Raw genomic sequence first — 21,160 nt, 5'->3', positions numbered from 1 at the left:
ACCGCCCCGTCCGCCCCGGTCCAGCCGCGACCCGAAAGGCTCCATGTCCCCGCTCCACCCTGCAGGACGCCGTCGTTCTGACCGGCCGCGCCGTCCCAGAAGCGCAGGTCCACCTCGAAGGTGGAGACCAGGTTCAGCTGATTGCTGACCGCGGTCTGGACGAACAGATCCTCCGCGCTGACCCCGTCCGGCGTGGCGCCGATCTCGAGGCCGTTGTCGGTCAGACCGCCGCCATAGTCGAACAGCCGATAGACCCCGGCGCCGAAGCCGCCCAGATCGGTGATGGTCAGGGTTCCGTCGAGGGTGACATCGCCGGTGACGTCGAACAGGGCGTCCGTCGAGGCCGTCCCGAGGGTCACGTCGACGGCGGACGCGGCGGCCAGGGCAAGCGACTCCAGCGTAAGGGTCTGGCCCTGGACGCCGACCAGGCGGCCGGCGCCGAGGCTGACGGTTCCGAGCACCGACCCGGTCCCGCCCAGCGATCCGCCGGCCACGGCGAGGTCGCCGCCCAGCGCCCCGTCCACCCGCAGGGCGCCGCCGCTCACGATCGTGTTCCCGAGGAAGCCTGATGAGTCCCCGGTCAGGGTCAGGCTCGCCGCGCCCGGGACGGCGAAGGCCCCGGCGCCCGACAGGACGCCGCCCCAGACCGTATCGGCCGTCGCGGCGAAGCGAAGCCCGCCGCGGGCTCCGATCGACACATCGCCGGTGAAGGCCGCCGCGCCGACGTCCAGCGTCCCGTCGGCGATCGACCAGTCGCGGTCGCTGGCCTGTGACAGGGTGAGCGCGCCCGCGCCGTCCTTCACAACAGCCCCGGCGCCAGAGATCGCGCCCGCGAACACGCCGTCAAAGGCCTGGTCGAACACCAGGGTCGCGTCGTTGACCACCGCGCCGACGATCGAGCGACTATCGCCGGTCAGGATCCCGTCGCGCACCTTGAGCCCGCCGGTGTAGCTGTTGCTCCCGGTCAGGGTCAGGCCGCCGGCTCCGTCCTTGATCAGCGACCCGGCGCCGGAGATCGCGCCGGAGAAGACCCCGTTGGCCGCCTGGTCGAAGATCGTCACGGCGTCGTTGACCAGATCGCCCCGGATCGAGGCCGCATCACCGATCAGGGTCCCGCCCCGCACCACCGTGCCGCCGGCATAGCAGTTGGTCCCGGTCAGTACCAGCGTGCCGAGATCGGTCTTCACCAGACCGCCCGATCCGGTCAGGCTGGCGGCGACGGTCGCGCTCATGCCGGCCCCGGCCGCCGTGCCGTCGCCGACGCGCAGGATGGTCTCGGCCGCGGTCAGGGCGATCCCGTCGCCGGTGATCGCATAGCCATCCACGGCGAATTGCATCCCCGAGACGCCGATGCCGGCGCCGTCCACGGTCACCGTTCCCGCCGTTCCCATGAACACGGCGAAGCCCGGCATGGGCCGCATGTCGCCGTTGACCGCGCCGCTGGCGTCGGTCCAGCGTCGCGCCGGGCTGCTCCACACGCCCGAGCCGCCATTGATCGCGCCATTGTCGTACCGGGCCGCGTCGCCCCCGTCCCAGAACACAAGGTCGACGCCGGCGGTGCTGATCAGATTGACCCTGCCGGCCACAGCGGTCTGGACGAAGATGTCGCCGGCGGCGACGCCGTCCGGCGTGGCGCCGACGGTCAGACCATGGTCGGTCAGCGACCCGCCGTAGCTGATCAGGCCGTAGATCCCGGCGCCGAAGCCGCCGAGGTCGACGATGTTCAGGGTTCCGTCGAGGGTCAGGTCGCCGCCCGCCGCGAACAGGTCCGCCCCGCCCGGCGACCCCAGCGTCGCACTGACCGTGGCCCCGTCCTGCAGTGTCAAATCGCCGCCGACGGTGAAGGTCTGCCCGCTCGCCCCGGCGAGGACGCCGCCCGACAGGATGGTCACATCGCCGTCCAGCACGCCCGCGCCGGTCAGGACGCCGCCGCCGCCGACGCTGGCGGCCACGCCGCCCGATCCGAGCACGCCGTCCACCGCGAGCCGGCCGCCGGTCACGGCGAGGTCGCCCTGGTAACCGGTGCTGTCGCCGGTCAGGCGGGTGAAGCCGGCGAGCTGCCGGATCAGCGCATCGCCGGCCGCGTCGCTGGCGACGTCGGCGTCGAACACATGGCCCGCCCCGCTGGCCGGGGCCGTATGGTTGAACACCAGCGTCCCGGCGCCCTCGCCGAAGTCGAGGGTGGCCGACTCGAGCACGCCGGCGGCCTCGGCCGCCGCGCCGGCCGCCGCGCCGATGTTCAGCACGCCGGTTCCGCCGACACCGTCCGCGAGGATCACGCCGTCAGAGCCCACCAAGCCCTCGTTCGACAGCGTCATGACCCCGTCGCCGAAACCGCCGACCGTGATGGGACCATTGCTGCCCAGGATCGAACCCGCGCCGGTGACGGCGACCGCGCCCGCCGCGCCGCCGAGGAAGCCCAGCTGGACGTTCAGAGCTGTGACCTGGCCGCCATCCGCGACCGTAAGGTTTCCGTTCCCATAGGCGCCGACGACAAGCGCCGACTGGTTCTGCCACAGGCTTCCCGCCCCGGTGACGGAGACCACGCCGGTGGCTCCGACATCGTAGCCGACCAGGCCGAGCATGTTGGCGGCCACGGCTCCGTCCGAGAGGGTCAGGGCCCCGGCGCCGGCGCCGCCGACGACAAGGCCGCCGGTGTTCTGCCAGCCGCTGCCCGGGCCGGTCACGGAGACGGTTCCGGTCGAACCGGTCTGGCCGCCGATCCAGCTGTCCTGGCTGGCGACCTGGGCGCCGTCCGAGATCGACAGCGATCCGTCGCCGGACTGGCCGACCTGGATCGTGTAGTCATTGGTCCAGACGCTGCCCGGCCCGGTGACGGCGACCGTCCCTGTCGAGCCCGCATCGCGGCCGATGGCGCCGTCGATGCTCGAGACCGCCCCGCCGTCGGCGAGGGTCAGGACGCCGTCGCCGGCGGCGCCGATGACGATTCCGACGCTGTCGGCCCAGCGACTGCCCGGTCCGGTGACCGAGACGGCGCCGGCGGCCCCCGCGTCGACGCCGACAAAGGCGCCCGCGCTGGACACCGCGCCGCCGGCCTCGATCGCCAGCCCGCCATCGCCCTCCCAGCCAACATAGGTCGGCGCGGTGCTGGTCCAGACGCTGTCGACGCCGGTGACGACGACCCGGCCGACCGAGTCGACATCGCTGCCGATCGCGGCCTGGCCATTGGAGACCGTCGCGCCGTCGGCGATGGTCAGGACGCCGTCGCCGCCGGCGCCGACCGTGAGCCCGTCGCTGTTGGTCAGGGTCGATCCGACACCCGTGACCGTCACCGTCCCGGTCGATCCGGCGGCGTAGGCGATGAAGGTGTCGCGACTGGAAACCACGGCGCCATCCGCGACGGTCAGGGTCCCGTCGCCGGCGCCGCCCACGTCGAGGTCGCCGCTGTTGATCCAGAGGCTGCCCGCCCCCGTGACCGTGGCTTCGCCCGCCGCGCCGGCGGCGAGGCCGAGATAGCCGGCCCCTCCGGACACCGAGGCGCCGTCGCGGATCACCAGGGCGGCGTCTTCGCCGGCGAGTTCGCCGACGACCGTGCTGGAACCGGAGGCCAGCGTCGCCGTGCCGCCGTCAAAGGTCAGGGTCCCGTCGCGCACCGTGGTGTGGCCGGTCCAGCTGTTGTCCGCGGTCAGCACCAGTTCGCCCGCGCCGATCTTCTCGAACGGACGGGGGCCGTTCAGCTCGGAGATCACGCCCGATTGGGTGGCCGAGCCGGACAGGACCTGGAACTGCGTCGTGGTGGAATCGATGACGATCGCGTTCGCGATGGTCACGCCGTCGGCATAGTCCACGATCCCCGAGCCGAACGTGGTCAGGGTCGACCCGCCCAAGGCCGTGTCGGAGCCCAGCGAGAGCGTCCCGCCCTCCAGCAGGGTGGGGCCGGTGTAGGTGCTGTCCCCCGACAACAGGGTCCGTCCCGCCAGAACCCTGAGCGTACCGGCGCCCGAGATGTCCGCCCCAAGCTCGAAGTCGTCGCTGGTGTGATTGAAGACGATCGAACCGTCTCCGTCTCCGAAATCGATCGTCGGCGCATCCACAGACCCGGCCGCGACCGCCGCATCCCCCGCCGCCGCGCCGATGTTGAGCGTGCCCACGCCGCCGGCTTGCGACCCGAGGGAGACGCTGGCCGCGCGGACCGTCCCGCCGTCGGCGACGGTCAGCGTCCCGCCGCCTTCAAAGCCGACAAACAATTCGTCGCTGTTGGTCCAGACGCTGTCCGCGCCGGTGACCGTGACCTCGCCCGTGGAGCCCGCGGCGGCGGCGATGTAGCCGTCGACGTTGGACATCGCGCCGCCATCCGCGACGGTCAGCGACCCGATCCCTTCGTAGCCAACGAACAGGTCGCCTGTGGTCCAGAGGCTGCCGGCGCCGGTGACCGTGGCGTCGCCCGTGGCGCCGAGATAGTCGCCGATCAATCCATGCTCGCTGGACACCCCGCCGCCGTTCGCGACCGTCAGCGCGCCATCGCCGTAGTAGCCGACAGACATCGAGCCGTTGCTGCTCCAGAGGCTGTCGGCGTCGGTGACCGTGACCGCGCCCGTTGAGTCAGCGACGTAGCCAATAAGGCCGGATGCGTTGTACACCGCGCCGCCGTCCGCGATCGTCAGCGCGCCGTCGCCGTAACGGCCGACAAGCAGTTGGTCGTTGTTGCTCCATTCGCTGCCCGCGCCGGTGACCGTCACCTGGCCTGTGGAGCCGGCATATTCGCCGATGTAGCCGACGGTGTTGGACACCCGGCCGCCGTCCGCGATGGTCAGCGCGCCGCTCCCGTAGTGGCCGACGTGCAGTTCGTTGCTGTTGGTCCAGCGGCTGCCCGCGCCGGTGATCGTCACCTCGCCGATGGCGCCGGGCTCGCCGCCAATAAACCCGTTGAGGCTCAACACCGCGCCGGCGTCCGCGACGGTCAGTGCGCCGGTTCCGAACACCCCGACATACAGGTTGTCGCTATTGGTCCATGTGCTGCCTCCGCCGGTGACCGTGACCTCGCCCACCGAGCCGTCGTCGTAGCCAACGTGGCTGTAGGTGTTGGACACGGCGCCGCCGTTGCGGATGATCAGGGCGCCGTCGTCGCCGCCGCCTTCGCCCACGGCCAGGTCCGCGGCCAGGCTGACCGAGCCGCGGTCGAAGGTGAGCGTTCCGGCCGTGACCGTGGTCTTGCCGGTCCAGCTGTTGTCCGCCGTCAGAACCAGCTCGCCGGCGCCGATCTTCTCGAACGGACGGGGACCATTCAGCTCGGAAATCACGCCCGACTGGGTCGCGGAGCCGGTCAGGACCTGGAACTGCGTTGTGTTGGAATCGATGACGATCGGGTTGGCGATGGTGACGCCGTCGGCATAGTCCACCACCGAGCCCGTCGTGGTCAGGGTCGAGCCGCCCAGGGCGCCGCTCGAACCCAGCGTCAGCGTGCCGCCCTCCAGCCGGGTGGAGCCGGTATAGCTGCTCGCGCCCGTCAGCGTGGTGTGGCCCGACAGCAGACGGATTATCCCGGCCCCGGTGATATTGGACGCGAGCGAGAAATCGTCATCCGTGTGGTTGAAGACGACGGAGGCGGCGCCGCTACCGAAGGTGATCGTCGGAGTGGTCAGCGTCCCCGCAGCCACCGCCGCATCACCCGCCGCGGCGCCGAAATTGAGCACGCCGGTCGAGGCGCTGTAACTCGCGACGGACACCCCGTTGGCGCTCACCGCCCCGCCGTCGGCTATGGTCAGAACGCCTGCGCCGGAAATACCGACAGCCAATCCGCTGCTGTTGGTCCACGTGCTGCCCGCGCCGGTGACCGTGACCTCGCCGGTGGAGCCACTGCTGCTGCCGAGCCAACCTATTGTGTTCGAGACCGCGCCTCCCCCCGTGATGGTGAGGGTAGCAGCCCCGCTTCCTCCGATCGTGACGAATTCCCTGGCCCTCAGGGCGCTGCCCACGCCGGACACGAGAACGTCGCTGTCGCCGCCCCCGGCGATTTCTGCGCGCCGCAGGGTCACCAGCCCGCCATCCGCGACGGTCACGGCGGCGCTTCCGTTACCACCGACAATCAAGTCCTGGTTGATGCCCCACAGGCTGCCCGCACCCGTTACGACAGCCTCGCCAAGGGACGTCGTATTGAAGTAGCCCATGTAGGAGTTGGAGACCCGAACCACGCCACCGTTTCGAATGGTCAGGAATCCGGTCGCGTTCGCTCCGATATATAGGGAGGCGGCGCTGAAGTTCGCCTGGGTGGAGGGAGGCGCGCCCACGCCCACGCCGGCGCCATCGACGATCATGTGGTCGCCGAAATCAGGCTCGATCACCCACTGGGCCGCCGCCACGTTTGGCGCCGCGATGACCATCAGCGCCGTCGCCGCCGACAGGGCCGTCGTCGTCAGAAGGGTCCCGCGCCCCGCACCAACTCGCTCGCCTTGGCGACGCGTGCGTCCCACGGGATGAAAAACCGACTTCCGCACGACGCGCCCCACCCTGAAAAAGCTCTTTCCCGGAACCCGCTACCTCACTTTCCCGAGGGACGCGCTGAAACTGTTTGCGTATAAGTTCGCCTTCGACATCGGGCGCAGGGCGCGCGTACTGGAAACTGTTCGGGGGAGTAGTCCCGCGTGGAAGCGAGCAACGGCCTGGACGCCAAGGCGCGCCACCCCAGGTTTGACGTCCCCTATCGAAGCGCCGCCTCGATCCTCGCCCACCCGGATTTTCCGCTCGCCCGCGCGACCTACATCCGCGACGTGCTGGCGCTGTACGGGCACGATCCGGCCATCAACAAGCTGCTGGTGGTGGCCGCGCGGATGGTGCTGTTCTTTGTCGTCATCTGTCTGGACGCCAACTATCGTGTCGAGGATCGGTCCACCTGGCCCACGGTCGGCCGTCTCAAAGCGGCGCTGGCCACCTTCGGCCTGGCCAGTTCGCGGCGGATCGACCAGATCGTCGGCCGCCTGATTCAGACGGGCTTCATCGAGAGCGCCCCGTCGCCCGTCGACGGCCGGGTCCGTCTGCTGCGGCCGACAGCCCGAACGCTGGAGCACGACCAGGACTGGCTGATCGCGCACTATCGTCCGCTGGCCTGCCTGTTCGGCGAGGCCGACTACCGGCTCCCCCTGAACCGCGACGTGGTCTTCCAGCAGACCCAGCGCAGGGTCGCCACCGGATTTCTGGAGGAGTCGGCGCATGTGTTGATGCGCAACCCGGGCATCATGCTCTTCTTCTCGCGCGAAGCGGGCATTCTGGTTGTGATGGAGCTGGTGCAGGCGTCGCTCCTTGAGGGATCGGCCACCATCCCGCTATCGCTGGCCGGTCTCGGTGAGCGTCGGGGGGTGTCGCGCACCCATGTGCGCCAGCTTCTCGCCGACGCCGAGGCGCACGGCCTCGTCGACCTTGACGTCGCCAGCCGACAGATCACCCTGGCCCCGACCTTGCTGGCCAGCCTCGACCAGTTCATCGCCGAGGGCATGTCCAACCATGACCTGACCCACGCCCTCGCGATCAGCCAGATGTCCAGGTCGGTTGTTCCGGGCGACTTCGCCCTCGCCGAACGTGGAGCTTCCCGGCTAACGTTTTGAGTCGCTTAGACCCGATAGGCGGCGTCGTAGATGCGCCTAGAGTGGTCGTTCACCAAGCGTCAGACACACGACATTCGGCAGGTCGGCCTGCTGCCGGAAAGTTCCGCTGTTCGGGCCGACCGCTTTCAAAGTTCCTTCGACAGCGAAAGGAATGTCCGCCAGTTCCGGTCGGTCTCGGTATAGGGCGTCCGATCCAGTGGCTTGGCCAGTTCCAGCTTCAACATCGTGTCGCCGTCGAGGGTAAGCCGCACACCCATCCCGGCTGACGACAGTTCATCGCTCCGGTATCCGCCGACGCCAAAGTTCGACACAGCAGCGGCGTCGTAAAAGAGAAACATCTGGAGAAAGCGGACGGATTGGGGCGCGGGGTCCCAACCGAACCGCAGTTCGGCCATTCCAGCGATGGCCCGGTCCCCGCTGACCTCTCCGTAGTTGTAGGCCCGTCCAAAGGTGGAGCCCCCCACAGAGAACTCCTCCGAGTTCAGCAGCGGGTCGCCGGACCATTGCGCGCCGACCTGGCCATAGATCCCGGCGTAGCGGCCGATATCGCGATAGGCCGACACGCCGAGGTTGACCTTGGTGAAAATGCCGTCGGCATCGTTTCGCGTGAGGTTTGGCGCATCGCGCGTGGTCGCGCCGAGCGCGTCGAGCCCCTGCGACACCTGCAACGTCCCGGACAGGTAACCACCCTCGATGGTCCGCCGGCCCGAGAGGGAAACACGGGCGACCGTAAGGTTTTCCCCGGCGGCGCCTGTCTCCGAATACGTTTGTTCGACGTGCCGAACGTCGACGCCGGTGTTCATCCACAAGCTCTGCCGTTTCGACCGGACGAGAGGGTGGGACATGTAGACCGAGGCGGCCGAGCTCCGTCCGCTGAGCCAGCCGTTGGTGGTCGCCGGCGGCGCGTCGGTCGTGTAGCCGGAGAGCGCGAGGCGCAGCCGCCGGCCATCGCCCGCCGGTGTCGAATAGGCCACCTCCGCGAAGGTCAGCTCATCGATCCGCTCGGGCGTCGTCAAGGTGGACAGGGTTAGCTGGTCGCCGGGTCGGACGAGCGAATTGCCGCTGCTGGTCAGATAGGCCTGGATCGGGCCCTGCGCCTCGGACCCCCGATTCTCCACATAGACGCCCCCTGTGAACCGCTTCATCCCGGCCTCGACCACCAAACGATGCTGCGCGGGATCTCCGAGCACCGGCTCGATGCGGCTGGTCAGCGTCACGCCGGGCGTGTCCGCCGCCAGCGCCAGGGCGCGGTCGAGCTCATAGATCCCGAGCGGGCCGCGTCGCTGGAGCGGGAGGAGCCGCGGCCGGACGGCCTCGGCCCCGTCCCCGGTGACCACAACCTCGCTTATGTAACCCTCATACACGACCACCGTGGCCGAGCCGTCGCGGCCGTCGTGCGGCGCGACGCCGGCGCGCGTGAGAAAATATCCGTCGGTCCGGTATTTGTCCGTGATCCGGGCCGCGATCCCGACCAGTTCCTCGACGTCGACGCTCTGGGCGAGGCTGCCCTCGTAGGCGCCGGCGAGTTCCGCCATCGGATAGGCCGTTACCCCCTGAATTTGCACGTCGGTGAGCACGAAACAGTCACCGGTGCACGACGATTGGGCCGACTGGGCCCAGACCATGGCTGGCGCGACCACGTATCCAACTACACTCGCAGCCAATGCCGACACCCAGTGCGCACGACGGACGCGGTGGCTAAGATTGTCTGATATTTGAAAGTACAATGTCGTATACCGTACATAGAGATGCGCATCTCAACTTGGCCTGATTTTGGTGAACTGGCCGTTAAGCTCGCCACTTAATGAACTGGCAGGCATGCCGGCCCCAGACTGCGACGTTGTTATTTGGGCTAGGGCTAGACATGGTGAACCTTCGATCAGTTCTGATCGCGCTCCTATCTATATTCATTCTGTGCCCGACGGCCGCTTTCGCGGCTGATTGGCGGCTGACAGAAGTGCGCGGCGCCGTACGGGTTGCCGTGCCGGCGCGCCCCGTGGCCCACGGGGTCGCAGGTCAGGTGCTGCCCGTGGGAACCAGCATCACCACTGGCGGCGATGGCCGCGCGATCCTCACCAACGGCGGTCAGCGAATTGTCGTCAGTCCCAACAGTCGCACGACCCTCGCGGCGGAGTCCGGGGGTTTCGCCCGTATCCTGCAGGACCTCGGCTCTGCCCTGTTCCAGGTGGATCGGCGCAGCCAGCCCCATTTCCGGGTCGACACGCCCCTGCTCGCCGCCGTGGTCAAGGGCACCACCTTCACCGTCAGCGTGGAGCCGCAGGGCGACCAGGTGCACGTGACCGAAGGCCTGGTGGAGGTACGAGCCAACAGCGGGAACTCCGTCGGCGACGTGGCGGCCGGAGCGACGGCCCAGGTTTCGCGCGCCCAACCCGGAGCCCTTGAGATTTCCGCTCCATCAGCGGCGGTGACCCTCGAGGTCGCGTCCGTCAACCTTGCTCCGATAGACTACACCGCTGTTTCGGGTGGACTGGTGGAGACTGTCGTGGTCGAGCGCCCGGGCGCCGCCGTCATCGGCGAGCGGTCTCCCGGCAACGGCGGCGGCGCAAGAGACGCCGTCCCGGGCAACGCGACGCAGGGCGGAACCGAGATCGCCGCAGGCCTTTCCGACCTCGGCAACGCGAGCGCCGGGATTGTCGGTAACGCCGGCAACACCGGTCGCGGCAACCCCGGAGCCGGCAACGACGGCGGCAACCCCGGCAATGGTAACAGCGGCGGGAACGCCGGAGGCAGCCCGGGCAACGGCGGCGGCAACGCCGGCGGCAATCCCGGAAACGGCAACGGCGGCGGGAATGCCGGCGCCAACCCCGGAAACGGCAACGGCGGCGGTAGCGCCGGCGGCAACCCCGGCAATGGCAACGGCGGCGGCAATCCGGGCAATGGCAACGGCGGCGGGAATGTCGGCGGTAACCCCGGAAACGGCAACGGCGGCGGCAACGCTGGCGGCAACCCCGGCAATGGCAACGGCGGCGGCAATCCGGGCAATGGCAACGGCGGCGGGAATGCCGGCGGTAACCCCGGAAACGGCAACGGCGGCGGGAACGCCGGCGGCAACCCCGGCAATGGCAACGGCGGCGGGAACGCCGGCGGCAACCCCGGAAACGGCAACGGCGGCGGCAACGCTGGCGGCAACCCCGGAAACGGCAACGGCGGCGGCAACGCTGGCGGCAACCCCGGAAACGGCAACGGCGGCGGCAACGCTGGCGGCAATCCCGAAAACGGCAACGGCGGCGGCAACGCTGGCGGCAACCCCGGCAATGGCAACGGCGGCGGGAATGCCGGCGGCAACGCCGGAAACGGCAACGGTGGCGGCAACGCTGGCAATGGGAACGCCGGCGGCAACCCCGACAATGGCAACGGCGGCGGGAATGCCGGCGGCAACGCCGGAAACGGCAACGCCGGCGGCAACCCCGGCAACGGCAGCGGCGGCGGCAATCCCGGCAATGGCAACGGCGGCGGGAATGCCGGCGGCAGCCCCGGAAACGGCAACGGCGGCGGGAACGCCGGCGGCAACCCTGGCAACGGCGGCGGAAACCCCGAAAACGGCAACCGCAATGGCGGTGGCGGCCGTGAAAGCGACGGCGAAGGTGGCCGGGACGGCCGCGGGGAATCGGATTGATCCCTCGGTTTCCGGATAGCCCCGTCGGCCCTCGCCTGCGCAATGCGATCTGGAGCACGCTGCTTCTGGCCGCCGTCGCCGCCGCCCTCTTCACGGACGCGCTGCGCCCCGTGGAAGATGTCTTCAAAGGCGTGCGCTTCACGCTTGCGCCATCAGACGCCAGCCAGACGCTGACGATCGTGGAGATCGATTCCCGAAGCCTGCACGCAGCCGATAGCTGGCCCTGGGATCGGACTCGCTACGCCGAAGCCATCGAACACCTCATCGGCGCGGGTGCGATCCTGGTGGCCATGGATGTGGACTTCAGCGCCGCATCAGATCCTGTGGGGGATCAGTCGCTTGCCGACGCGATTTCGAGACACCCCGGCCAGGTCGCCCTTGCAAATTTCGTCCAGGCCGAATCCTACGGCCCGGCGGGCCAGGCCCTGGTCGAGAATACGCCGCTCGCCATGATCCGCCGCGACGCCATGCTGGCCTCCGTGAACGTGCCTGTAGACAGCGACGGACAGGTGCGCAGCTACGACGCGTCGCCGGGCGCGTCCAATCAACCTTCGCTCGCAGCCCTGTTGGCCGGCGGCGCCTCCACCGCTGGCATGTTCGACATCGACTACGGCATTGACCATCGGAGCATCCCGCATCTGAGCTTCGACGACGTCCTGCACGACCGGTTCGATAGATCTCTGGTCGCTGGCCGGATGATCCTCGTTGGGGCGACGGCGCTTGAACTGGGCGACGAGTTCGCCACGCCCGCGGGTCTGGTTCCGGGCGTCTACCTTCACGGACTCGCCTACGAGAGCCTGGTCGGCGGCCGTGCCTTGGGGACGCTGCATCCCCTGGCCCTGCTGGGGCTGTGCGGGGCGCTCGTGCTTCTGCTCATGCCCACTCGCGAGGGCGGGGCGCCTCTGCGTTGGCTCGTATATCGCCATCTCGCCGTTGCGGCCGTCCTGTTTCTCCTGCCGATCGCCCTTCAGATTCTCTTCCCCATCAGCCTTCAGATCGCGCCCCTGGTCCTCACGCAGATCCTGCTGGCCGTCTGGGCGACCCGGGTCGAACTCGACCGCCGGGAGCGCGCGATCGCGGCGGAACGGGAAGCCGGCCTTCTTCATCTGGCGACGCATCAGCCGGAAACGGGACTTCCCAACCTGCGCTTGCTCCTCAAGGATATCAGCCAGGCATGGGAGGCCTGTCCACAGGCGTGTCTGTCCGTGATCACGGTCGGTGTGGAACGGCATGCCGACATGCGCGGGGTCGTCGGCTATGGCGTCGCCAACGCCCTGATCGTCCAGTTGGCACAGCGCATGTCCGGCCTGGTCCAGGCCCGCTGTGCGCATATCTCCACATCCGTCCTCGCCTTCGCGCGCGAGGATCTCGACGAGTCCTCGCTGGCGGTTTTGCTGTCAAGGCTGCAGGAACTCGAAACCAATTTCGAGGTCGACGGAAACTCGATCGACATATTCATACGCGTGGGTGCGGCGCGCCAGGCGGACGGGCCGATTTCTCCGGAGTTGCTGGTCGAGAGATCAACCGCCGCATTGAATCTGGCCCGCGCCTCCGACGACCATGCGGTCGTCTATGACGAGGCGACGTTCGGCTCGCCCGCGAACAACCTCGCGCTGATGACCGAGATGCGCGGGGCGATGGGCTCGGGCGGTCTTTCCCTGCACTATCAGCCGAAGATGACCACGGCCGACGGCGGCGTCGCCTCGGTGGAAGCCCTGTGCCGATGGCGCCACCCGGTCCGCGGTTTCCTCGCGCCCGACCTCTTCATCCCGATCGCCGAGGAAACGGGGCACATCCGGGGCCTCACGGAGTGGAGTCTGGATCGGGCGATAGCCGACCAGATCCGTTTGCGCGGCTGGGGCCATGATGTGACCATCGCGATCAACGTGTCCGGACGCCTGCTCCAGGACGATGGCTTCAAAGCCACGGTGCTGGCGACCGTCGCCGGAACCGACGCGAAGCTATGTTTCGAGATCACGGAGACGGCCGTCATCCAGAACCCGGCCAAGGCCATAGACTCGATAGCTGCTTACCGCGCGGCAGGCATAAAAATTTCCATCGACGACTATGGATCAGGGCTTTCATCGCTCGGCTACCTCAAGATGCTGAATGCGGATGAGCTCAAGATTGATCGATCACTGGTGCTGGACTTGTTGAAAAGCCAGCGTGACCGTTTGATTATGAAGTCGACCATCGACCTCGCTCACGGACTTGGGATGTCCGTGGTCGCCGAGGGGGTTGAGACCCAGGAGCTCACAGCCTGCCTTGCCTTGCTCGGATGTGATGTCATCCAGGGATACTGGTTCTCGAAACCGTTGCCGATCCTTCAGCTCGCGGAGTTCATGGACTCCACGACCAGCATCGAAAACCAGCCTTCCCAATGGGCGAGACAGACGACGGCCCTTCCTGCCGAGGCGATCATCGAAAAGTTTGTCGACCAGTCAGCCCGAGGGTGAAGGAGGCCCACTTTCGGCGACTGGCCAATACCGGGTCATGTTCCCGCACAACTTCCCGCCTGCCTTGACTACGCTTTGGCTCGTGGCTCGTCGGACGTGGCTCCCCGCGGCCATTCGGCCGCCTACCAGCTCCAGCGAGCGCCAAGCCTCCAGGTGACCCCTTCGGCGCCATCTCCGAAGTCGATTTCCGCCTTGCTATAAGCCTGAAGCCCGCCGGGGCCGTCGATCGACAGACCGAGGTCGGCGCGCCCGTGGGTTTCGTAGGGCTGGTCCCGAACCCGATAATCAGTGGCGCCCAAAGCGAAGCGCATGCCGTTTTCGCCCTCGAACTCTTCAATGGCGAATACGCCGATGCTGGGAGCCATCGTCCAGTCGCCGGAGCGGGTGCGGCCGCCCGCACGCAAGCCGATCTTCCCGCGCAGGCTGGTGGCCTTGTCGAAGTCCGCGGTGGCGCCCGCCGCGGACAGACGGTCGAGATCGACTTCCATCCACTCGACCCCCGCGACCGGCTCCATGAACAGGATCGCGTCGCCGAAGCGATAGGCGGCCTCGCCCCGGAGCCCGACGGTGGAGCCTTCGAGCTCCCCCCGCGCGTCAAGTTCGAACAGGTTGGCGTCGACATCGAACTGGTCGTATTTGGCCAGACCGGAGACCACGAGGCCATCGAAGGTCCACGCTGCGTAGGCTCCAATGTTGAAGCCGGTGAGGTCGAAGCTGTTGCGGTCTGCGGTGAACTTCATCTCGTAGTCCATGACGCCCGCCGTGACGCCCACGATAGCCGAGCCTCGTGCCGAGCCGTAGGCGTGGTCCATGCCCATCTGGAATCCACGCCAACTCGCATTCGACGAAATGTCCCGGACGGTCGGAACTCCGAGCAAGTCAAAGGTGCCAACCTGCTCCAGCTCGCGTTCCCCGACGAGCATTTGTCCCCAGGCTTCGTTCCGGCCGGCCCGCCCGATCCCCGCCCACTGGCTGTCGCGGAAGTCCTCCATGCGGCCGCTCCACGCCTCGCCCGATTTGGCGGCGTAGTCGTGGGCCGCGGCGCCCGCTCTCAGCATCGATACGGAGTCTCCGCTCGGGAGCGCCTTGACGATATAGCTGTTGGTGGCCGCGTCGAATTCCAGATCGTAGTCGATGAAGCCGTCCTCGATGGCGGCGGGGTCGAGGGCGAACTCGGACCCGGTCAGCGGGGTGTCGGACTGAATGAAGCTCAATCCCGAACTGAAGCCCGGTTGGGTCGCGACGTTGTTGACGACGATCCCGGTCGAGCCCGTGGCGGAACCGACCGCGAGGCTGTCGCTCTCGCCCGTAGCGAAGTCGACGTCGACCAGCAGGCTGGAGCCGGCGCCGCCGACATAGGCCGCGCCGCCCAGATCGAGGCTGTCGCCAAGCTGGCCGTTGCGCAGGTCGATCCGGGCGTTGTTCTGGAACGATTCCAGACCGCCGATGACCACGTCGCCGCCATCGGTTGCGCTGAACAGGCCGTTGTTCACGATGGCGTCGTCGCCGGCGCCGAAATCGCTGACGCCCGCCGCGCGCCATGTGCCGTTGTTGTTGAAGGTGTCAGCGCCATCGGTCAGGGTAATCGAACCGACGATGGTGTTGGAGTTGTTGTTGATGGTGACCGGCGCGCCTTCCACCACCAGGGCGGCGCCGCCGCCGAGGCCGACGATCTCGCCGAGGATGTTGATGGTCGAGGACTCCAGGCTGGATAGGTAGAGCCCGGCGACGCCGCCCTGCAGCGAGGCGCCCGAGGCGAGATTGATCTCGCCCGAACCGGACAAGGTGACGTGGGCGCCGTACCCCTGGGCCGCGACAACGTCGCCGGTGACATTGAGGGTCAGCTCCTGGGCGTTGACCCGCACGCCGACGCCATCGACGCCCGACGCGAGGATGTCGCCAGTGAAGATGTCGACCGAACCGGCGGACGTGGCCCAGACCCCGGTGGCCCCCGCGCCGGTGACGGCTATGCTGTCGCTCATGACAGAAATGTCTCCGCCATTTGACGTCAGCATCATCCCCGCCGAGCCGTCGCCGCTCGTCGTTATCGAGCCGCTGTCGATGGTGATGTCGCCGGCGGCGACGGCGTGGACGCCGTGGCTGTAGAGGACCACCCCCGATGCGGTGGCGCCAGCGCCTCCGCTTGTGGTGATCGAGCTGCTGATGACGTCGATGGTTCCACCGGCGTCCAGACGCATGCCGCGCCCCCCGACGCCGGCCGTCGTGATCGCGCCGGAGTCCACGGCGATCGAACCGTCCGTGGTCTGGGCGTAGACGCCGTTGCCGCCGGTCGTCGAGATGGTGTCGCTGGTGATGGCGATATCGCTGACCCCGATCGCCTGCACGCCGGTCGAAGTCGCGTTGATGTCGCCGCTCAGGATGTTGATGGTTCCGCCGAAATTCGCGTAGGCCGCGAGGGCCGCCGCGCCTTCTGCTGTGGAGTCGACCAGTTGGCTTGTGATCGACACCGAGCCGGACTCGCTGACGGCCGAGACGCCGCTGGCGTATAGGCCCGAGACCGTGGTGTGGCCGGCCGTGATCGCGATATCGCCGCTGTTGGTGTAGGCGGTCACAGCCTCCGCGAAGGTGCCGGGATCGGCCTCGTCGACGAACAGCGTGTCGCCATGGGTCGTCGCCTCCGCCACGGCGATGACGACGTCGCCTGCGTTCGACACCACCCGGACGCCGGCTGAACCGCCGCCGAAGGCTTCGACCGAAGCGACGGTTACCGTGGCGTCGCCGTCGCCGGAGGAGACAAACACCCCGTCGGCGTAGTCGCCGCGGGTCGTCACCGATCCTGCATCGACTGTGGCGCCGCCGCCGCCGCCGGTCACGGTGCGCACGCCCGTAGCCCGCAGGCCTTCCGTGGCGATTTCGTCGACCGAGATCGTCACGGCGCCCGGCCCCGTCTGGGCCCAAATCCCGGACGCATTGACGCCCTCAGTGGAGATCGAGCCGGCATCGACCGTCAGCGCTCCTTGCTGGCTCCAGGCGTAGACGCCTTCTGCGGCCGAGGAGACTCCGTAGCCGCCGGTCGTGACGATCGAGTCGCTGGTCACGGACACGTCGCCGAGGCCTACGGCGTAGATGCCTCGACCGCCGTCGCCACTGGTGACAATGCTGTCGCTGATGACCGTGGTCGTTCCGCCGAAGGCCCGGGCGTAGAGCCCCCACGCCTGCCGGCCGGCGACCGAAATCGCGCCGCTGTCGACCGAGACGTCGCCCCCCCCGAGGCTGCGCGCATAGACGCCGTTCGCGAAGTTGTTGACGTTCACGGTCTCGCCGCCCGAACCGATCGCCTGGCTCACCAGCAGGTCGCCGGTCGCCGTCACGCTGTCCGAGATGATGGCGATCGAGCCGTCGACGGCCATCGCATTGATGCCGATGGAGCCGTCGCCGGCGACGGCGATCGACCCGCTATCGATGGCGATATCGCCCAGCTGGCTTTCGGCCCAGACGCCGTGCGCGAGGTACGTCCGCCCGCCGACCCCGGCGCCGCCGCCGGTGGTGGTGATGCTGTCGCTGACAATGGACACCCGGTCACGGCCGAAGGCCCCGAGGCCGTAGGCGCCCGCGCCAGCCGTCTCGATCAAGGCGCTCGAGATGTCGACGACGCCGGTGTCGCTGTAGGCGGTTACGCCGGGAGCCATATCGCCCAGGGTGACGACCGAGCCGCTGTCGATCGCGATCGGCGCGCCGCCGTAGGCCAGCAGGCCGGCGCCAGCGAGGCCGGAGGTTTCAATAGATTCGCTGGCGATCGAGATGGCGCCGAGATGGTCGACGTGGATGCCGACCGATCCCTCGCCGGCCGTGACGATCGAGCCACTGACGATGTCGAGCGCGCCGAGGCCGTTGTCAGCCTGGGCGCCGCGAAGGCCGGTGAAGGAGCTGTCGGCGTCGCGGTCGACGAAGATGCCGGCCGCCTCGTCGCCGGCCGTGACGATCGAGCCGCTAGCGATCGAGATCGCGCCGGTCTGGCTGAAGGCCCAGATGCCGTCGGCCTCGTCGCCTTCGGTGGCGATGGAATCCGAAACGATGGCGACGTCGCCCGCGCCGTTGCTGAAGGCGCGAATGCCGACGCCCTCGACGCCGACGGTGGCGATGGAGCCGCTGTCGACCGCGACGCCGGAGCCGCCGCGGGCGAACAGGCCGTAGCCCCGCTCGCCGGCGGTGACGATCTGGTCGCTGGTCACGGAGACGAGGCCGGAGCCGGACAGGCCGACAACGCCCCAGGCGTCGTCGGCCCGAACTTCGACCGATCCGCTGTCAATGCTGACCGCCCCCGATCCGCTGGCAGCATAGATGCCGTCGGGGGTGAAGGAGTCGGTGCGAACGATCGGCCCGCTGAGGGTGGTGAGAACGGTTTCGCTGACGATGCTGATATCGCCGCTGTTGCTGATACCCGCGACGCCGACGTCGTCATTGGCCTGGGCATACCTGCTGGCGATGGCGATGTCGCCCGCATCGGTCCGCACCACGATGCCGGGCGCGATGTCGCCCTCGACGATCACCGAGTCGCTGTCGATGGTCACGCCGTCGCCGCCGTAGACATAGATCCCCCAGCCCATCTCGCCGGTGGTGTGCACGCTTTCACTGTCGATTGAGATCGGACCGACGTGATCCACGAACACGCCGCGCGCGCCAAGCCCGCTTGTCTCAATGGTCCCGCTGACGATCGACAGGACTCCCGTGCCGTTGGCCGGGTCGGCCCCGCGGTGGTCGGTCCAGTGCACATCGCCGTCCGGGTCGATCAGAATGCCGTGGGCGTCGTTCCCCCCCGTGACGATGGAGCCGCTGTCGATGGTGATCGCGCCGGTCTGGCTGAAGGTCCAGATGCCCTCCGCACCGTCGCCGGCCGTGCTGATCGCGCCGCTCACTATGTTGATGTCGCCCCCGCTGGAAGCGTCGATCCCGCGGCTGAAGTAAAGCGTGCCGCCGACGTCCAGTACGTCGCCGGTGGTGGTCACCGAACCTGACAGTATCTCCACTCCGGCCGCCGCCGACGCCCGGACGCCGATCGATCCGGCCCCTGTGGTGGTGACGGTCTCGCTGACGATCGAGACCGTATCGCCGTATCCAATAATTCCGAAGCCGCGTGGGCCCGCCGTCGCGACCACGCCGCTGTCGATCACGACCGGGCCGCCCGTGGACTGGATCAGAAGGCCGTGGTGGCCGGTGTCCCCTGAGTCGCTGATGAGAATCTCGTCGCTGGCGACCGAGATCGACTCCGTGCCCTGCGCCGCGACCCCCTGGTTGCGGCTGATGATCGTTCCGCTGGTGATGGAGATGTCGCCGCCTTCCCCGGCCTCTACATACATGCTGCTGGAGCCGTCGGAGGTTGAGGTGATCAATCCGCTGGTGACGGTCACATCGGCGTCCCGCGTCACGCCGACGATGCCGCTGACATAGAGGCCGCCGACGGTCACCGCCCCGCTGGTGATGTCTATGGCGCCGGTGTCAGTGAACACTGCCAACCCTTCGGCATAGTCGTTCCCGTCAGCGCTTGGACCGCCCCGGGTGATGATCGACGCGGAGTCGACCGTCACAGCCCCGGAGCCCGTACGCACGAAGAGTCCGGCCGACCCGTCTCCGGAGGTGTCGATGAGGTTGCTGCCGATCATCACCGCGCCCGCGCCACCGTCGACCCTAAGGCCGGCGGCTGTCAGGCCCGTCGTGGTGATCGAGCCGTCCGAGACGATGCTGATCGCCGGTAGATTGCCCGTCACATGGAGGCCGTGCCGGCCGTCAGCTCCCGTGCCGATGTGAGTCTGCGGCGACAGAATCAGGTCCAGGGGCTGGCCGATGTTCGTATAGGCGACCCCGTTTGGGTAGTTGCTGGCGGTGCAGGTAACCGGCGCGCCGTTGTTAGGGCCGCATTCGTCGTCGGCGCGCGCCATGCCCGGCGCGGCGAGGACAATCAGGCTGCAGCCCAGGGCGCTGCCGCACAGCAGTCTGGCCGAAACCTTGCCTGCGCGGTCGAGCCCGCGAGGGGCCAGCAGCGAACGCGAACGGCGATGAACGATGGCGAGCATAGATTTCCCCGGAACTTCGGGCCCCCTCGGCCCGATCCGACTTTAACCAGACGTCCGGGCGACGATGTCTACAGGATTGTATATTTGCGGGGGCTTTGGTTTCCTGGCGCGGCTCGGGCAGGCGACGGCGAGTCCGAGACCCCGGGCCGGCGCTCTCCGGTACGCCGGGCGTGTTTCCGTCACAGCCGCGGAAGAAGCGCCGCCAGCTCCAGTTGAGAGGCCACTCCAACCTTCTCGTAGATGCGCCGCACCTGGGTCCGTACGGTACCCAGAGATACCCTGCGCTGATGCGCTATGGCGGCCGGCGAACGACCCGAGACGAGCTGGGCCGCGATCGCCGCCTCGCCGACGCTGAGGCCGTAGAGCGACCCCGCCGCCGCCGCCACCCGCGCCTCGTCCACCCCCGGCCCGTGCACGACGACCAGCGCCCGGGGACCGAAACCCGGCATGCTCGACGACGACAGTGGCGCGACCTCAATGAACACCCGCTCATGTGTGTTCACCCGCCGGGCGGCCACGGCGAACGCCGGCGCGCCCCCGGCCAGGGCCTCTGCCAGGGCGAACTCCAAACCCCGTCGATCTGCCTCGCAGGCGGTCGTCAGCACCCCCCTGCGCAAACGCAGCACGTCCCCCGCCGACAGCAGGGCCTCGGCCGAGACCGTCATGCCGCGCACCCGGCCGAAGCCGTCACAGACGTAGGCCGTCGCCCGTACTGCTTCCATCGCCCCGGCCAGCAACTGGGCGCCTTGAGTCTCCAGCGCCATTTGGGTGCGCACCGCAGCGCGCGCCTGACGCGCCAGGAAAGCGAAGACACGTTTCTGATCGTCGTTGACATTGCCTTGACGCTCGCTGCGCAAAAGCGCCAATCCGGCGTGCCTGTCGGGCTCCTTGACCAGATTGGTCAGGCAGGCGTGGTGCATGTCCCACGTGCGAATCCACTCGGCGTAGTCGGGATTCAGTCGCATGTCCGCGGCGGTGGTGAACGCCGTCTCGTCCAGCACCTCCAGCTCGGCGGCCTGCAGTCCGATCCGGACGCGCGAGTTGATTGCAGGATCACCTCCGCCGACAGCCACGAAAGCCTCGCCGGTTTCATCAGGCACGCCAGTCATCACATTGAGGGGCACCGTGGCCTCGGAGCCCAGGCCGATCAACTGGGCGCCGGTCGAGCCGGTGACGCCCGCCAGAACGTCCAGCGCCGTCTCCCACGACACCTGTCCGAGCCCCGCGGCACGAAGTAGCTCCGCCGCCCCCTCGACAGCCTCTTGTGTAACCCCACCCATAAACGCCACGCCACTCCACACGCCTCACGACAGCTAAGTACACGAACGGCGCTATTTCAACTCACACGAGATAGCAGTGTTTAAAGGACCGGCGCGTGATGAGTGACGCCAAACGGGCCGAGCCGGAGCGCACCGTCCAGGCTGGGCCGATTGCGGCCTGCGGGCCGGAGCTAACCGCGACGAGCGCCGAACCCGG

General features: G+C 68.4%; 7 protein-coding genes. 3 read left to right on the top strand and 4 right to left on the bottom strand.

Annotated features, from left to right (window positions below; genetic code table 11):
* Positions 1-6,431, bottom strand: a 6,431-nt coding sequence (locus ACK4JY_RS12365) for an autotransporter-associated beta strand repeat-containing protein (RefSeq protein WP_409606133.1), incomplete at its 3' end; no start/stop codon positions are given.
* 171 nt (positions 6,432-6,602) lie between these two features.
* Between ACK4JY_RS12365 and ACK4JY_RS12360 the strand changes: the two genes are divergently transcribed.
* Positions 6,603-7,559, top strand: coding sequence for a hypothetical protein (locus tag ACK4JY_RS12360; protein WP_409606131.1), 957 nt, complete (start codon positions 6,603-6,605; stop codon positions 7,557-7,559).
* 125 nt (positions 7,560-7,684) lie between these two features.
* On the opposite strand, the gene ACK4JY_RS12355 is transcribed toward ACK4JY_RS12360, so the two are convergent.
* Complete coding sequence (locus ACK4JY_RS12355; RefSeq protein ID WP_409606129.1) at positions 7,685-9,136, bottom strand: ShlB/FhaC/HecB family hemolysin secretion/activation protein; 1,452 nt, start codon at positions 9,134-9,136, stop codon at positions 7,685-7,687.
* A gap of 287 nt (positions 9,137-9,423) precedes the next feature.
* Here ACK4JY_RS12355 and ACK4JY_RS12350 point away from each other — a divergent pair, with 287 nt between their 5' ends.
* Both ACK4JY_RS12350 and ACK4JY_RS12345 read left to right on the top strand, forming a co-directional pair.
* The gene (locus ACK4JY_RS12350; RefSeq protein ID WP_409606127.1) at positions 9,424-11,196 is read left to right on the top strand and encodes a FecR domain-containing protein; all 1,773 of its coding nucleotides are present in this window, start codon (positions 9,424-9,426) and stop codon (positions 11,194-11,196) included.
* Positions 11,193-13,652 (top strand): EAL domain-containing protein, encoded by a 2,460-nt coding sequence (locus tag ACK4JY_RS12345; RefSeq protein WP_409606125.1) that lies wholly within the window; start codon positions 11,193-11,195, stop codon positions 13,650-13,652. The genes ACK4JY_RS12350 and ACK4JY_RS12345 overlap by 4 nt, the downstream gene beginning before the upstream one ends.
* Positions 13,653-13,774: 122 nt before the next feature.
* On the opposite strand, the gene ACK4JY_RS12340 is transcribed toward ACK4JY_RS12345, so the two are convergent.
* Both ACK4JY_RS12340 and ACK4JY_RS12335 read right to left on the bottom strand, forming a co-directional pair.
* Complete coding sequence (locus ACK4JY_RS12340) at positions 13,775-19,684, bottom strand: hypothetical protein (RefSeq protein WP_409606123.1); 5,910 nt, start codon at positions 19,682-19,684, stop codon at positions 13,775-13,777.
* 179 nt (positions 19,685-19,863) lie between these two features.
* On the bottom strand, positions 19,864-20,895 hold the full coding sequence (locus ACK4JY_RS12335; RefSeq protein WP_409606121.1) for a helix-turn-helix transcriptional regulator: 1,032 nt from the start codon (positions 20,893-20,895) through the stop codon (positions 19,864-19,866).
* Between the last annotated feature and the right edge of the window lie 265 nt (positions 20,896-21,160).

Origin of the sequence: Brevundimonas sp., assembly GCF_046295595.1 — a bacterium.
GTDB lineage: Bacteria > Pseudomonadota > Alphaproteobacteria > Caulobacterales > Caulobacteraceae > Brevundimonas.
The sequence above is the reverse complement of the archived record's forward strand: the minus strand, read 5'-3'. Positions and strand labels throughout refer to the sequence as shown.